General features: G+C 54.7%; 12 protein-coding genes and 1 riboswitch. Of the genes, 4 read left to right on the forward strand and 8 right to left on the reverse strand.

Annotated features, from left to right (window positions below):
• Positions 1-65: 65 nt before the first annotated feature.
• Positions 66-1,652 carry a M28 family metallopeptidase gene (locus tag GNT65_RS06435; protein ID WP_160794498.1) on the reverse strand — a complete coding sequence of 529 codons (1,587 nt, stop codon included), beginning with the start codon at positions 1,650-1,652 and terminating at the stop codon, positions 66-68.
• Between the two features lie 273 nt (positions 1,653-1,925).
• Here GNT65_RS06435 and GNT65_RS06440 point away from each other — a divergent pair, with 273 nt between their 5' ends.
• A complete protein-coding gene (locus GNT65_RS06440; RefSeq protein WP_160794500.1) occupies positions 1,926-2,159 on the forward strand; it encodes a hypothetical protein in 234 nt (77 codons plus the stop codon).
• A 9-nt stretch (positions 2,160-2,168) separates the two neighbouring features.
• On the opposite strand, the gene GNT65_RS06445 is transcribed toward GNT65_RS06440, so the two are convergent.
• The 6 genes from GNT65_RS06445 to GNT65_RS06470 all read right to left on the reverse strand — a co-directional run bounded on the left by GNT65_RS06445 (position 2,169) and on the right by GNT65_RS06470 (position 9,107).
• Positions 2,169-2,798 carry an acyltransferase gene (locus tag GNT65_RS06445; RefSeq protein ID WP_160794502.1) on the reverse strand — a complete coding sequence of 210 codons (630 nt, stop codon included), beginning with the start codon at positions 2,796-2,798 and terminating at the stop codon, positions 2,169-2,171.
• A 2-nt stretch (positions 2,799-2,800) separates the two neighbouring features.
• Positions 2,801-3,538, reverse strand: a complete 738-nt coding sequence (gene tsaA, locus GNT65_RS06450; RefSeq protein WP_160794504.1) for a tRNA (N6-threonylcarbamoyladenosine(37)-N6)-methyltransferase TrmO — start codon at positions 3,536-3,538, stop codon at positions 2,801-2,803.
• A 41-nt stretch (positions 3,539-3,579) separates the two neighbouring features.
• Entirely contained in the window at positions 3,580-3,996 is a 417-nt protein-coding gene (rcsF, locus tag GNT65_RS06455) for an Rcs stress response system protein RcsF (RefSeq protein ID WP_160794506.1), read from the reverse strand.
• Positions 3,997-4,073: 77 nt separating this feature from the next.
• Positions 4,074-5,342 carry an amidohydrolase family protein gene (locus GNT65_RS06460; RefSeq protein ID WP_160794508.1) on the reverse strand — a complete coding sequence of 423 codons (1,269 nt, stop codon included), beginning with the start codon at positions 5,340-5,342 and terminating at the stop codon, positions 4,074-4,076.
• The gene (locus GNT65_RS06465; RefSeq protein WP_160794510.1) at positions 5,342-8,470 is read right to left on the reverse strand and encodes an amidohydrolase family protein; all 3,129 of its coding nucleotides are present in this window, start codon (positions 8,468-8,470) and stop codon (positions 5,342-5,344) included. The genes GNT65_RS06460 and GNT65_RS06465 overlap by 1 nt, the downstream gene beginning before the upstream one ends.
• A gap of 238 nt (positions 8,471-8,708) precedes the next feature.
• Positions 8,709-9,107 carry an H-NS histone family protein gene (locus GNT65_RS06470; protein ID WP_160794512.1) on the reverse strand — a complete coding sequence of 133 codons (399 nt, stop codon included), beginning with the start codon at positions 9,105-9,107 and terminating at the stop codon, positions 8,709-8,711.
• A 311-nt stretch (positions 9,108-9,418) separates the two neighbouring features.
• Between GNT65_RS06470 and GNT65_RS06475 the strand changes: the two genes are divergently transcribed.
• The 3 genes from GNT65_RS06475 (at position 9,419) to GNT65_RS06485 (ending at position 13,101) form a co-directional block, all read left to right on the forward strand.
• Positions 9,419-10,168 (forward strand): electron transfer flavoprotein subunit beta/FixA family protein, encoded by a 750-nt coding sequence (locus tag GNT65_RS06475; protein WP_160794514.1) that lies wholly within the window; start codon positions 9,419-9,421, stop codon positions 10,166-10,168.
• Complete coding sequence (locus GNT65_RS06480) at positions 10,169-11,092, forward strand: electron transfer flavoprotein subunit alpha/FixB family protein (protein ID WP_160794516.1); 924 nt, start codon at positions 10,169-10,171, stop codon at positions 11,090-11,092.
• A gap of 148 nt (positions 11,093-11,240) precedes the next feature.
• Positions 11,241-11,457, forward strand: a riboswitch (Lysine riboswitch).
• Positions 11,458-11,535: 78 nt separating this feature from the next.
• The gene (locus tag GNT65_RS06485) at positions 11,536-13,101 is read left to right on the forward strand and encodes a Na+/H+ antiporter NhaC family protein (RefSeq protein ID WP_160794518.1); all 1,566 of its coding nucleotides are present in this window, start codon (positions 11,536-11,538) and stop codon (positions 13,099-13,101) included.
• 104 nt (positions 13,102-13,205) lie between these two features.
• Here GNT65_RS06485 and GNT65_RS06490 read toward each other — a convergent pair whose 3' ends face one another.
• The gene (locus GNT65_RS06490; RefSeq protein WP_160794520.1) at positions 13,206-15,350 is read right to left on the reverse strand and encodes a M3 family metallopeptidase; all 2,145 of its coding nucleotides are present in this window, start codon (positions 15,348-15,350) and stop codon (positions 13,206-13,208) included.
• Positions 15,351-15,612 lie beyond the last annotated feature (262 nt).

The raw sequence follows: 15,612 nt of genomic DNA on the forward strand, positions 1-15,612 counted from the left end.
TCAATAAAAACAATATGAAAAAGGAGGCCTTGGCCTCCTTTTGTCGGTAAGTATCATGGCTATGGCTAGCGGCCGTCCTGGGCGCGGCGGGTCTTAAAATCTGACGCCTCGAGCCACTTTGGCCAGTCGTCATTGTTGGCTAGCTTCTCTAGAATATCGCTGATGAGCGCCAAATCTTGCTCGACGCCACCGAGGGTCCAACTTGGATCATAATCATCGGCGCCCTGATGATACTTGTGGGCGATATAGTCAGGGTCGGTATCTCCCAGACTCATAAACATCAGGCCGGGCACTCCTTGCTTGGCCAGGGCGAAGTGATCCGAGCGGAACATCAGGCCATTCTGTGGTCTGGGATCGGCCTTGACCCAACGTCCCTGCGCCTTGGCGGCGTCGTCCAGATAGTGTTCCAGCTCTGACACCCCTTCGCCATAACGCAGTATGTAGTCGACGCCTTTACCGACATTCATGCCATCTATGTTGAGGAAGGCGACCAGCTGCTTGGTAGGCACAGGCGGGTTCTCGGCAAAATATTGCGCGCCGATAAGGCCTGTCTCTTCGGCGGTGAAGGCGCTAAACAGCATGGAGCGCGCAGGCGGTTGGGTGGCGCTTAGCGTCTTGAAGTTACGCGCCAGCTGCAGCACGCCAGCCACGCCTGAGGCGTTGTCTACCGCGCCGTTGTAGATGCGGGTCTGGTCTTCGTGCACTGTCTTGCCCAGGTGATCCCAGTGGGCGTGCATCACCAGCCACTCGTCAGGACGCTGCTTGCCTGGTAGGAGACCGGCGACGTTGTAAGAGGTGGCCAGCTCAATAGTATTTTTCACCTCGAGCCTGGCCTTGAGATCTAGCGAGCGCGACTTAAAGCCCGGTTTGGCGGCGGTGAGCTTGAGCTTGTCATAGTCGAGCCCGGCGGCGGCAAAGATCTTCTGCGCCACCTCATGTTGGATCCAACCCATGACCCCGATATGCGAGCGATTCTTCTGCTTATCGACCAGGGTGTACTTGGTATTGGTGTTGCTGTTTTGCACCACGTTCCAGCCATAGGCGGCCGGGGCCGTTTCATGGACGATAAAGACCGCCTTGGCACCCTGTCTTGCGGCCTCTTCATACTTGTAGGTCCAGCGGCCATAGTAGGTCATGGCGTTGCCCTTGAATACTTGTGGGTCTTGGGTGGCAAAGCCCGGGTCGTTGACCATGAGGATCACCGTCTTGCCTTTCACATCGATACCCGCGTAGTCGTTCCAGCCATATTCCGGGGCATTGATGCCGTAGCCGACGAAGACGATGTCGCTGTTATCCAGCTTGATGGTTGGCTGGATCTGCTCGGTGCGGGCGGTAAAGTCGCTGCCGTTGTTAAACACCAGATCGCCAACGCTCAGCTGCATATTCTGATCGGCGGTGATCTTGGCCATGGGCACGCTCTGGCGGTAACTGTCGCCAAAGCCCGGTGCGAGCCCCATCTGCTTGAACGCATTTTCAAGGTATTCCACCGTGAGGGTTTCCCCCTTGGAGAGCGGGCCTCGACCCTCAAATTGGTCGCTGGCGAGGGTTTGAACATCTTGCCGGTAGCTGGCTTGGTCAAAGACGAAGGGGGCGGCACTGGCGGCCGGTAGCAGCAACAGGCCGAGTAAGCCCAAGAGGCGTGGGGTATTCACAGACGACTTCCTTTTGTGATGTTTGTTTTATTATCTGGTGCTCGCCGCCTTAGTAATGGCAAACGATTGGTATAATCATCATATGTGCATCAGAAAGGGTGATGCAAGAGGGGAGCGATGGCGCGGCTAAGATCTGTTAAGTTTGTTTGCTTGTTAAAAAATCTGCTTTAGCTTTAAGCTATTGGTAAATGTAGGTGTGCCATTGATTGGCGCTATGAATGCTAGCGGATTCAAGGAATAACGATGAGAGTAACCTGGGGAAAGGAAAAGACGATGAAGGCCACAATAATCATGCTGATAGCAAGTGTCAGCCTAGGGCTCATGAGCGGTTGCGCCAGTAATAAATCCCTCGATCAAGCATTTTACGATGGGGTTAAGAAAAGCGCCGAGTCGCGGCCCAATAATCCAGATAATCGAGTCGAAGATAAGGATTTAGCGGGCGGGGTGGTCAACGTGATTTTTCATGGTACCGGTAAGCTGATCCACGGTGATGGCGCGACTAAATAGTGCGGCGGTTTATTTCTTATCGCGCCTGTCACCTATGATACGCGCCGGGTTACCGGCGACGATGGCGTAGTCGGGCACGTCTTTGGTGACGATACAGCCCATGCCGATCACGGCGCAGTCACCTATGGTCACCCCATCGACTATGCCCGCCTGGGCGCCGATCCACACATCTCTGCCTATGACGATCCCCTTCGACTGACTGCTCTGCTGATAGATAGGCGTGTCCGGGTGCATGCCGTGGTTGAAGGCGTAGATGGTGACATTGTTGGCGATGCGGGTCTGATCGCCAATCACTATCTTGCCGCGCCCGCCGTCCAGGGAGCAGCCATGATTGATAGCCACCTCGTTACCCATGACGATGGGGCCGTGCAGAAAGCTGTCGGCGGCGATCATGCAGCGATCACCTATGAGGATATCCCGGCCCGGTTCGGCAAACAGTTTCGCCTGGGGCGCGATAAAGCACTCCTTACCTATGCTCACGGTTTCTACCCTCATCAGCGCTTGCTGCACCTCATCCTGCCAGGGCTTGGCCCAGACGAGATGTTTGGGCTTCAAGGAGAAGTAGAGCCAGGGCATGTAGGCCAGGCGCTGCTTATGTTGCTCACGGTAGTCCACCTGGTTAGCTAATGGGGTTTGCATGATTAATCTGCTTCCCTATGGGCGTCGGGCTGCACCGGGCGCACCGCATCGACTAAGATGCCTGTCTCATCCACATGCCAGAGGATATCCAGATCATAGAGGGCAACCTGATAATGCTTAGGATCTTCCTTGGCCTTCTTGTAGGCTGGGCGGGGATCCTGCGCCAGCACCCCTTCGATAATGGCCTTGAGGTTGGGGTACTTGTCCTTGGAAAGCTTGTCTAGCTGACCCAGTACCGCATCGCTAAAGCGCACATCGATCAGCACTGGTGCCTCATGGGCGATGCCGCCGATGGCTCCCTCGATGGCATCGGAGAAGGGGATGTAAGGCTTGATATCCAGGATCGGCGTGCCGTCCAGCAGATCCATCGCGGAGATCTCGAGCTCCACCTTGCCCTTACGCTGGTGGATGGCGTGCAGCCTAACCACAGACTGGCCTATGCCGTTGGGGCGAAAGGTAGAGCGGGTGGCAAATACTCCCAGCTTCTCGTTGCCGCCCAGGCGCGGCGGTCTGACCGTGGTCTTCCAGCCTTGGCTCAGGTTTTCATGGAAGGTAAACAGCAGCCAGATGTGCGAGTACTGAGACAGGCCGCGGACGGTATCGATATGGTTATAGGGAGGCTGCAGCTCGACGAAGCCGCGGGCGGCGGTGACCAGCCCCGGCTGTCTGGGAATACCAAATTTCTGCTTATAGGGAGTGCGGCAGATAGCCACCGCCTCAATTTCACGCTTGAGTGTCATGGTAAAGACTTATGTTCACGCTATTGCGAAGGGCGCTAAAACTACTTTTCTGTGGTGGGCAACAATATGGCCTGACCGACACACAGGGCTTGGCTAACACAGGCCTTGCTCGGCTCCTCGATGAGGGCGCAGCGCTTGATGATCAGCCCGTTGGCGCCTTTATCTGCGGCGGCGCGGCGGGCCATGGTGCGGGCCTCGCCGATGGATGCCGGCACATCCTGGGCGCGCTCCTGACAAGACTCACCTTCGACCATTCCCTTGAGTTCATATGGACCCTTTGGTTGAGTCTCTTGAAACAGCTGGACATCACCGGCCTTGAAGTAGTCGTCGATGGCCTGACCATCTAAATTGCTGTTGAAGGTGTATTCGCCCGCACAGCCGCCGAGCAGCAGGGCAGAGAGCAGCAGGACAGACTTAGGAGCCGTTTTCAGAGCAGTCGTCAGGTCGGAATTAGTCATGATTTGGGCCTGTATTAGGAAGAGAGCTCAAAACTGGCCAATAACCGGCCAGTTTTGAGTCGTTTAGAAGCAAAAGTCTAACGCTTTAGGTACTTTTGATAAAGTTGTTGTTGGCGATTATTGAGATCTATTTGGCGACCGTCGATAAACACAGCGTCTATCTTGCTCGTGGCGGGGTCGAGAATGTCGCCCTTGGAGAGCACTAGGTTGGCGCGGTAGCCCACGGCGATGGCGCCCATATCATCCACGCCTAAGATCTTGGCAGCATCTAGGGTGATGCTCTTAAGCGCCTCTTCCTTACTCAGGCCATAGGCCGCCGCCTGACCGGCCGCAAAGGGCAGGTTACGAGCGTTCCAGTCGCCGCTAAAGCCGATGGCGAAGGGGACGCCCGCCTGTTTCAGCAGGGCTGGGATCTTAAAGCTCATCTCCACCGGCTCATCCTTGCGCATTGGCAGGCTGAGGGTACGGTTGTAGATCACAGATGCGCCGATCTCACCCAGTTGCTCCGCCAGGCGCCAGGCGTCATAGCCGCCGACAAACACCAGCTTGAAGCCATAGGGGCGGGTCATGGCGATGGCGCGCTCTATCTCCTCGCTGCGATTGGCGTGGATAAACAGGCTCGCCTTGCCCTGATACAGGGGCAGCGCCGCCTGCCAGCGATTATCCAGTTTCTGGACCGTTCCAGCCTTGTCCGCCAGATAGTAGCGATAGCCATCTTCGAGCTGTTCGGCTAATCGGGTCATCTGTTCACCCCGCGCCTTGAGCTGCTTGGCGGCGACCTCTTTATCTTTGGAGAGATAACGAATGGCGGGCCAGTAGAGATGGAACTGGGGCGCGGTACTTACCAGGGCATCTTCTATGGTCCAGCTGTCGAGAGAGACCAGAGAGGATTGACCGGCCAGGGCATCACCCTGGGGTACCACCTGGGCATGGGTGATACCGTTGACCCTGATGGTTGGGATCAACTCAGAGTCGGGGTTAAAGGCGCTAACGGCAAGCAGTTGTGGGTTGCTTTCACCCACCTCGAAGGCGTCGTTGCTGGCGCGCATCATCTCCACCTCGACTATGCCGATAGAGGTGTCCAGCGCGATAAGCCCTGGGTAGAGCTCTTGCCCTGTGGCATCGATCACCTTGGCATCGGCTTGGGGTAACTGCTGACCTATGGCGACTATCTTACCCTTGTCGAACAATACATCGGTGGCATCGAGTACGCCGTTAAGAACGGTGTGCACCCTGGCGTTGTGGATCAATATCGGCTGGCTCTGGGGGCTGGCGGGCACCATGTCGTGGGCAAGCGTTGCACATGAGATGAGGCCCAGGCTAAGGGCAAAGAGTGTCTGCTTCATTAGATGGCCTCCTTGTGTAGTTTGCTGTGGACGCGGTTCTGGCTGTGGGCTTTATGCTCGCTCATGGCTTTATGCTCGCTCAGGGCTGTGCCCCAGGCGTTGAAATGGGTGTCGCAATGCCACTGGGGTTCGCTCTTCTCTTCTGGCGTTTCGCCGGGGATCTCGGGTTTATCCTGGGTCAACACCGCCTGGATCAGTGCGGCGCGCTCCAGCTCGACCTCATGTTGCATCTGTTTATCCTGCTGGCGGTCGAAGTAGCGGCGTCCCTCCACCCAGGTGTTCTCCACCTTGGCGTAGACAGAGAGGGGGGAGTCGCTCCAGAGCACCAGGTCGGCCTGTTTGCCTTCCTCCAGCGAGCCGGTCAGCTGGTCGATCCCCAGCTGTTTGGCTGGGTTGATGGTGACCATGTTCCAGGCATCAGTTGGCGACATGTCGCAATACATCATAGATTTGGCCGCCTCCTGATTAAGGCGTCGCTGCATCTCATAGTCGTCCGAGTTGATGCTGGTGAGCACCCCCTTGTTGTGCATCAGGCAGGTGTTTTGCGGAATGGCATCATAGACCTCGAATTTATAGGCCCACCAGTCGGAGAAGGTGGAGGCGTAGGTGCCATGTTTGGCCATCTCGTCGGCCACCTTGTAGCCTTCCAGAATATGGGTGAAGGTGCCTACCTTGAAGTTATAGGCCTCGGCGAGACGCAGGAACATCAAGATCTCAGATTGCACATAGGAGTGAATGTGTACCTGACGTTCTCCTTGTAGCACCTCGGCCACAGCCGCCAGGCGATAGTTCGGCTTAGGCGCCACCTGCTTGCGCTGTTGGCTGCTACGCAGACGTTTGTAGTCGGCCTTGGCCTTCTCATAGGCCAGGGCCTCGTTGAAGGCTTCCTCAAACAGTGACTTCACCCCTATACGGCTCTGGGGGAAGCGACGGTTGAAGTTGTCGCCCCAGTTGGCCTGCTTGACGTTTTCTCCCAGGGCAAACTTGATGCTGGCTGGCGCCTGCTTGAGTTTCATCGCCTCGGCGCTCTCGCCCCAGCGCATCTGGATCACCTGGGCCTGACCGCCTATGGGGTTGGCGCTGCCATGGAGGATCTGCGCCGTGGTCACCCCACCCGCAAGGGCGCGGTAGATGGCGATATCGTCAGGGTTGATCACATCGCCGATGCGTACCTCGGCGGTGACGGCGTCGGTATCTTCGTTGATGCCGCCGTTAAGGGCGATGTGGGAGTGCTCGTCTATGATGCCGGCGCTCAGGTGTTTACCCGTGGCGTCCAGGGTTTGGTAGCCAGACGGGGTCTTAAGGGACTGACCAATCTTCTCGATACGGCCATCACGGATAAGCAGATCATAGCCTTCCAGCACCCCTTGCTCGCTCGAGGTCCACAGGGTGGCGTTTTGAATATGCAAACGCTCCGCCTTGGGCTGCGTGGTTAGGCCATAGCCAGTATTGGGGCTGGTCAGCTTAGAGATAAGTTCTGGGGCCTCGGTGGCTTTCTGCTCATCACTCTCACTACTGCCATCAATGGGGTCTCTGGCCATCATCACACCTGCTATGGGATGTTGACGATTGCCACTGTCTAGCATTCTACCGTGAATGCCCTGGGCATCGAACCAGAGGGTGAAGCGGCTGATGCCAGGGTAACCCGCCTCGCCGAGATCGGCGTTGAAGGTGAGACGCTCCTTGGCATACTTAAGATCGCTTAGGCTTATCTCCTGCTCTCCGCTGGCCAGGGTGCCCTTTAGCTTATCGCCATCAATAAGGTCGAGATCTAAGGTGAGTTCGCCTAGGGTCAGCTGATAGCCTTGGTGTAACCAGTGTCTGTCGCGGGGCACCTTTTGGGTCTCGCTGCCCTGTAGCCAGACGCTGACTATCTTACCTTGTGAAAAGATATCGCCATCTGTCACCACAAGATCCGCCATGAAGCCGGGTTTCAGCTTGCCGCTAAAGGCTGAGATGCCGGCAATCTCAGCCGCCTCTGTCGTAAGTGCCGCCAGTGCCGTCTCTCTACTCAGTCCCTGTTTGACCGCCTGTCTGAGTCTGGGCCAGAAGGCGTCGGCCTTGATGCCATGTTGGGTAAAGGCAAAGGGAATACCGGCGCTTTCCAGTGCGTGGGGATTACTCGGCGCGCGCTCCCAGTGACGAAGTTGAGCCAGGCTTATCTCTCTTTCTTTATCGCCATCTTTAATATTAGGCGCTGCAGGAAAATTGAGAGGCGCAATAATGCTAAAGCCGGTGGCTTTCACTTCATCGATGCGCGCATATTCTCGGCCGCTGCCGACCAGGCTCGCCGACAATTCAAACTCGTTTAATAAGTGAGCGGCGCGAAGTAAGCTATTTAAATTCTTGGTTTCAAATATCGCCGTGTTTTTGTTTATATCACCCAGACGCTCTAGTGCGATATTAAACTCTATGTTTTTCTCTTGGGTGGCCGAGTCGGCTTTATCAATATTGGCTCGATACCAGTTGGTCTCGGCCAGGGTTTGCCGAATAAGGGCGATACTGCCCATCAAGGAGTTGGGATAATCTTGAATCGAACTGCCTTTATCGAAGGCGAGTAGATGGCTGGTTTTTGCGCGATAAATGATGTCATTGGTTTTTAAAGGCGCCAGCGAGAGGGTTGTAGCCCGGCCTCTAAATATCCCATCCAACATACCGGTTTGTACGCTGGTAAACCCATTATCTATCCATTGCTTCGCCGCTTCCTGGTCGGGATATATATAGTTAAACCACTCTTTCTCTGCGTGAATGGCACCATTCTCGGCATTGCCGCCTATGCGCTTAATTTCATAAACCGGACGTGTGACTTTCTGCTGATCATATTTAAAGTCGATACCGTAATTGGTATAGGGATCGATAAAGCCGGGATAAATAAGCTTGCCTGCCATATCGATGACATAGGCATCCTCGGGTATTTTGTCATTGGAGATAATGGCCTTAATCTTATTATCTTCAATTAATAGGGTAGCATCCTGTTTGGTCTCGCCAGGGGCGAGTATCAGGGTTGCGTGGGATAATGCCGTTAATTTTGGCGTGTTATCAGTTAATTGAGAGTTCGCTATCGCGGACGGACTCATCAGGAGGCAGGCCATCAGACTCGCACTCACAGAGGGAAGATGGATTCGCATAGAGTTTATTATTATCGGCTGAGATCAAAAGTGGCTCAAGATTATCCCATATCATGAACAATTTCCAAGGGCGGAACTGTATCGGTTTATGTCAAAACATAGAGGCTCGGTTATTCGGAAAGTCAGTCCATAAACGCTATAAATGTGGTCGATACTGCTTTCGAGACGAGTAGCACTAACAGGAAATAAAAAAGCCAACCCTAGGGCTGGCTTTTCTGTTTGTTACTCCCAGGGGGAGTTAGGCTTTGATAAGAAACTCGTCCAGTGAACGCCCCTTATCTAATTCGTTTTTAAATACGGTTGGTGTGCGACCCTGACCCGTCCAAGTGATCGTTTCGCCATTCACTTCAATTTTATATTTTGGTGGGCGTGGAGCACGTTTTTTAGGGGCTGGCTTAGCGGCCACAGCACCTAAATCGTCAATTGATAAACCAACAGCTTCCATTTGTTGGCGAATCTCTTCTATCTTTGCATTGCGCTCGGCCATCACCGCGCTTTCTTCTTCTGCTTGTTTCTCTTTCTCGGTAATGATTTTTTCAAGCTTAACCGCTACATCTTTTAAATCTTCTACCGACAATTCTTTAACAGCAGCCTTAAAGCGACGACCATGCGTCAATATATCTAGAAATTCGCTCATATTAATTATGTCCTGCTTAAAAATAAAATAGTAAATAGGATTACAGGGCTAATAATAGGAACTAAAAAAGGTTTTATCAAACGAATTAAATGAATATTTGGGCCTTTATTGTAAAATTTATTTCAACTTTTCTTTTTTTGTCCTGTTTTTCCCCTTATTCGCTCCTAAACACGCCGTTTTTGATGCAAGACAAAGATGCTGGTGACTTCCTGTTGACGTTAACGTCAACAGCACGTAAAGTGGCATGAGTTGGTGATAGTTTTGCTATGCACTATTTGTTATCCAGAATAAAGACGTAAGAAGGAAGCCTTATGAAAGTATTGGTGCCAGTTAAACGCGTCGTCGATGCTAATGTGAAGGTCAGGGTCAACGCTGACAATACAAATGTCGATACCGCAAATCTGAAGATGGCCATTAACCCATTTTGTGAGATTGCTGTCGAAGAAGCGGTACGTTTGAAAGAAGCAGGTATTGCGACCGAGATTGTGGTAGCAAGCATAGGGCCTAAGGCGTCGCAGGAGCAGCTACGCACGGCGATGGCACTGGGTGCCGACCGTGGTATCCATGTGGAGACCGAAGAAGAGCTTGCACCACTTTCTATAGCAAAGATCCTCAATGCGATTCAAGCCAATGAGCAGGCGCAGCTGATCATGCTGGGTAAGCAGTCAATCGATGGCGACAATAACCAGACAGGCCAGATGCTGGCGGCGCTTGCCGGCCTGCCTCAGGCGACCTTTGCCTCTGAGGTAAAGGTCGAGGGTGAACAACTCGTCGTGACCCGTGAGATCGATGGCGGCCTGCAGACCCTTAAGATGCCGCTGCCTGCGATTGTCACCACAGACCTGCGTCTGAACGAGCCTCGCTATGCCAAATTACCTAACATCATGAAGGCGAAACGTAAGCCGCTCGATACCGTCACGGTAGACAGCCTGGGCGTGACCCTGAAGCAGCACCAGAAGGTGCTCAAGGTGACACCGCCTGCCGAGCGTCAAGCGGGTATTATGGTGGCTTCTGTCGAGGAGCTGGTGGAAAAGCTAAAGAATGAAGCGAAGGTGATCTAAATGGCGATTCTAGTAATAGCAGAACATGATAATGCGACTTTAAAACTCGATACCGCCAAGGTTGTGGCTTGTGCTCAGGCCGTAGGCAGTGAAGTCGATGTGCTGGTAGCCGGTCATAACTGTAGCGCCGCGGCCGATAGCGCCAAGCAGCTTGCCGGTGTGCGTCAGGTTCTGGTGGCCGACAGCGCCGTTTATGCCAACGCCATCGCCGAAAACCTGTCACAGCTGATCGTCTCAGTAGCCAGCGAGTATCAATATATTCTGGCTGCGGCTTCAAGCGTAGGTAAAGATGTACTGCCTCGCGTGGCGGCGCTTCTGGACGTTGCGCAGATCTCTGAAGTGGTCGAAGTCGTGAGCGAAGACACCTTCGTGCGTCCTATCTATGCCGGTAGCGCCATGGCGACGGTTCAGAGCCTGGATGCCATCAAGGTGATGACGGTTCGCGCCAGTGCCTTCGATGCGGTGGCTCAAGACGGTAGCGCCTCGGTGCAGACCCTGGATAACGAATACAGCGGCGATGTCGAGTTTGTCTCTCAGACCCTGTCTGAGTCTGAGCGTCCCGACCTTGGTGCCGCCTCCGTAGTGGTTTCGGGTGGCCGCGCCATGGGCAGCGCCGAGAACTTCGCGATTCTCGAGCAGTTGGCCGATAAGCTGGGCGGTGCACTGGGTGCGTCTCGCGCCGCGGTAGACGCCGGGTATGTGCCAAACGATCTGCAGGTCGGTCAGACGGGTAAGATTGTCGCGCCGGACCTCTATATCGCCGTGGGTATCTCGGGTGCCATCCAGCACCTGGCGGGGATGAAAGATTCTAAGGTGATCGTGGCGATCAACAAAGATCCTGAGGCGCCTATCTTCCAGGTGGCCGACTATGGTCTGGAAGCGGATCTGTTCGAGGCAGTGCCTAAGCTACTCGAACTTATTTAATAAAATGTAAATGCTTGGTGAGCACTTTGGTGTTCATCTGAAATTTAGTGTGATATATATCACATGGAGCGGCTTTGAGGTAGCGTCCTTAAAGCCGCTTATGTTTTTATGTGCCTCACGTTTGCCGATAGTGACATTGGTAGACGTCCTGAGACGTAGAGGTGCATTAAATATCAGTAGTATTCGTTAGGGTGATGCCGTTAAGCGAATATGAAAGGATTTGGTGCCGAAGTGGTGGAGTTGATCAAGGCTCGCCGCTGGGGCTGTCATCGAATAGAGGCAGCACTGCCATAGTGCTTCTTATCTGGATTGATAAGTGGAAGGTATACCGAGAATGGGTATCACTATGGAGCGCTACTGATAGGACAGGTGTAATATCTCATGCTATATCCCACCAGTTCAGTTGCCCTCCATTCGTATTTAAACGAAGACAATATTTTACAATGACAACTTTGAGTTATGCCGATTCGGCACTTTCTTTGCTGCCGCCTGTGGTAGCGATTCTGCTGGCGATCTTTACCCGCCGCGTCCTGCTCTCACTCGGTGTGGGGATCCTCCTGGGGGCACTGTTGATTGCCGATTTTTCACCGCTGGATATGGGCCAATACCTGGGACAACAGGTGGTGGGCCTGGTGTGGGATGATGGCGCCTTAAACAGCTGGAACGTCTATCTGCTGGGTTTCTTGATTCTGCTTGGGATGATCACCGCCCTCATTACCGTGAGCGGCGCCGCCAAGGCCTTTGCCGACTGGGCGCGTCAACATATTCGTAATAAGCGCGATGCCAAGCTGCTCACCATGTTCCTGGGCTGCGTGGTCTTTATCGACGACTACTTCAACAGCCTGGTGGTTGGCAGTGTCGCCAGACCCCTCACCGACAGATACTATATCTCCCGCAGCAAGCTGGCTTACCTGCTGGACTCGACCGCGGCGCCTATCTGCGTCATCTCACCCGTCTCTAGCTGGGGGGCCTACATTATCGCGCTGATCGGTGGCATTCTCACCGCCCATGGCTTTGCCGACACCGGCCATCTGAGTGTGTTTATCCAGATGATCCCGATGAACTTCTATGCCATCTTCGCCTTGCTGCTATTGCTGTGCGTCGCCTTCATGGGGCTGGATGTTGGGCCCATGCGTGAGCATGAGCTAAACGCCCAGAAGGGGAACCTGTATGACGAGGCCAAGGGCCTGCCTCCCGGGGCCAACAGCGACCTGCCCGAGGCCGATTCTGGCAAGATCTTAGGCCTGTTCCTGCCTATCACAGTATTGGTGTTTGCCACCATCTACTTCATGATCAGCAGCGGTGCAGACGCCTTGGCGGCGGAGAACCTGCCCTTTAGTGTCATTGGTGCCTTCGAGAAGACAGATGTGGCCTCGTCGCTCTTCTTCGGCGCCGTGATTGGCCTGGCCGCGACAATTTTGCTGGTGATTGTTCAGGGGCTGGACAAGGAGCTTATCTTTAAAGGCGTGATTGCCGGTGCCCGTTCTATGCTGCCCGCTATCTATATTCTGCTGTTTGCCTGGACCATCGCCGGGGTGATTGGTCAGATGGAGACGGGTAAATACATGGCCAGCCTAGCGACGGGCAATATTCCGTTTGCGCTGCTGCCTGCCGTGCTGTTTGTGCTGGCGGGTCTGACTGCCTTCTCCACAGGTACCAGCTGGGGCACCTTCGGCATCATGCTGCCTATCGCCGCCGATATGGCCATGGGGACTCACACCGGCATGATGTTGCCTATGCTGGCCTCTGTGCTGGCGGGCGCCGTATTTGGCGATCACTGCTCGCCTATCTCGGACACTACCATCCTGTCTTCTACCGGGGCCAACTGTCACCATATAGACCATGTGCTGACTCAGCTGCCCTATGCCATCATCGTGGCGGGGATCAGCCTGGTAGGTTATACCGTACTGGGCTTCACCGAATCTGTGGGCGCCGGATTGGCAGCCTGTAGTGCGATGTTTGTGGTGAGCGTTCTGGTGCTGCGCCATAAGGCCAATCGCCCGGCCTAATTAAGGTAGGCAAAACCAAGGTACACTAGATATAAAAATGCCGCTCATCGAGCGGCATTTTTTATGGGTGTTCCCCCATCAATGGGAGTCTGTGAGTCGGGGAATTAGTTGAGTCCGCGACGCTTAAGCAGCGCCTCTGTGGTCGGTGCCTGACCACGGAAGGCCTTGTAGGCTTCCATCGGCGGCACGCTGTTACCCACCTCGCGTATGGTCTTGCGATACTTCATGCCGATTTCGCGGTTGAGGCCGCCCTGGGTTTGCACATAGGCGAAGGCATCTGCCGCCAGGATCTCGCTCCACATGTAGGCGTAGTAGCTGGCCGAATAGCCACCCGGGAAGGCGTGGGCGAAGTAGGTCGACTTGTAGCGTGGCGGCACGGCGGCGATATTGATGCCATGTTTCTCCAGTGCCTTGGCTTCAAACTCGGCCACATCCTGTAGTGGGGCATCGCTGCTCAGTGAGTGCCACTCGAGATCCACTAGGGCCGCCGCCATATATTCCAATGTGTCGAAGCCCTGGTTGAAGCTGCGTGACTTCAGCAGTTTCTGTAGCAGCTCATCGGGGATCACCTCGCCAGTCTCATAGTGCTTGGCGTAGTTGGCCAGCACCTCGGGGTGGGCCGCCCAATCCTCTTCGAAGGTCGAGGGAAACTCCACAAAGTCACGGGACACGGCTGTGCCCGACAGGCTAGGGTAGGTCACCTTAGAGAACATGCCGTGGGTGCCATGGCCCATCTCATGGAACATGGTGGTGACCTCATCATAGCTGACGAAGGTAGGCTCTCCCGCTGGCGCCTTCTTGATGTTCATCACGTTGACCACCACAGGCTTCTGGTTGAGCAGCTTAGACTGAGTCACGAAGGAGCTCATCCATGCGCCGCCGCGCTTGCCTTCGCGGGCAAAGTAGTCGGCGTAGAAGATCGCCATAGAGCTGCCGTCGGCGTCAAACATCTCGTAGGCCTTCACATCTTCATGGTAGACAGGCAAGTCCGGGCGTGGCTTGAGGGTCACACCATAGAGACGCTCCAGGGTGAAGAAGACGCCATCTTCCAGCACCCGGTTGAATTCGAAGTAGGGCTTGATGGCGGCAGCGTCCAGGTCGAACTTGTCTTTACGTACCTTCTCGGCATAAAACGCCCAGTCCCATGGCGCCAGGGTGAAGTCGCCACCTGTCTTGTCGATCATCGCCTGGATGTCATCGGCTTCCTTCTGGGTGTTGGCCACCACGGCTGGGACCATAGAGCCGAACATCTGGTAGACGGCATCCGGGGTCTTGGCCATCTGCGGCGTCAGGCGGTAGTCGGCCCAGCTCTTGTAACCCAGCAATTGGGCGCGCTCGGCGCGCAGCTGTGCCAGACGGGCAACCAGTGAGGCGGTCTCATTCTCGCCGCTCATGCCGCGAGTCGATGAGGCCTGCCACACCTGCTGACGCAGCTCACGGTTTTCCAGCTTGGCCAGGATAGGCTGACGTGTGGTATTGGTGATATTGATAAGATACTTGCCTTCATGGCCAGCGGCACTGGCATCGGCCTTGGCGGCGCGGATCTCGCTGTCAGACAATCCCTTAAGTTCATCGATGCTGTCGACGACGACGGCGATCTCCTTGGTGAGTCTGAGCAGACGCTGACCAAACTCGTTGGTAAGCTTAGACTGCTCTTCGTTAAGCAAGCGAATCTCGGCCTTTTGTGCCTCGGTCAGCTTGGCACCGGCCATAACGAAGCGTTGGTGGTAGATCTCGATGAGGCGCACCTCTTCGGCGGTTAGTCCTAAGGTTTTGCGGCTCTGATACAGGCTATCGATGCGCTCAAATAGCTTACCGTTGAGGTGGATATTGTCCGAGTGAGCGGCCATCTTAGGGGCCATCTCGCCCTGAAGCTTACGAAGCGCCGGGTTGCTGTTAGACCCCGTGAGGTTATAGAACACCTTGGAGGCGCGGGTCAGCAGCTCGCCGCTGGTCTCCAGAGCCACGATAGTGTTGGCAAAGGTGGCGGGTTCGCTGTTGTCGGCAATGGCCAGCACCTGGGCATGGTGATCTGTGATGCCTTGCTCTAGTGCTGCCTTGAAGTGTTCATCCTTGATCTGGCTAAAATCTGGGGCCTGATATTGCAGCGTGCTTGGCTGCATCAGTGGGTTTTGCGCCTCGATGCTGGCGGCGGCCTGAGTGGTAGAGCCACTCGATTGACAACCCGTGAGTAGCACTGTGGTCGATAAGGCACCGACGACGGCAAAGGCGATTAGGTTCAATTTCATCTATACAACTTCCTTAGATTGCGATTGTTATTTTTATGTGGGTGAGTCTGCTAACAATCTAGCTTTTGTAAATTAACTCAGGCTGAAAAAGGAGCGTTTTACGGATAGAAAGTGGTTTTTAATGAAGGACTTTTTAGGTTTTACCTGGGCGTCACTAGGGTGATGAGAGGGAAGGCGAGGCACCTGTAGTATCCTGGCGCCGTGGGGGCTGTTTGTCGATATTGCCCTTACCTGGTGGTAAGGAGCCGAGAAAGCCCGATTT

This window comes from Shewanella insulae (assembly GCF_009831655.1).
Classification (GTDB): domain Bacteria; phylum Pseudomonadota; class Gammaproteobacteria; order Enterobacterales; family Shewanellaceae; genus Shewanella; species Shewanella insulae.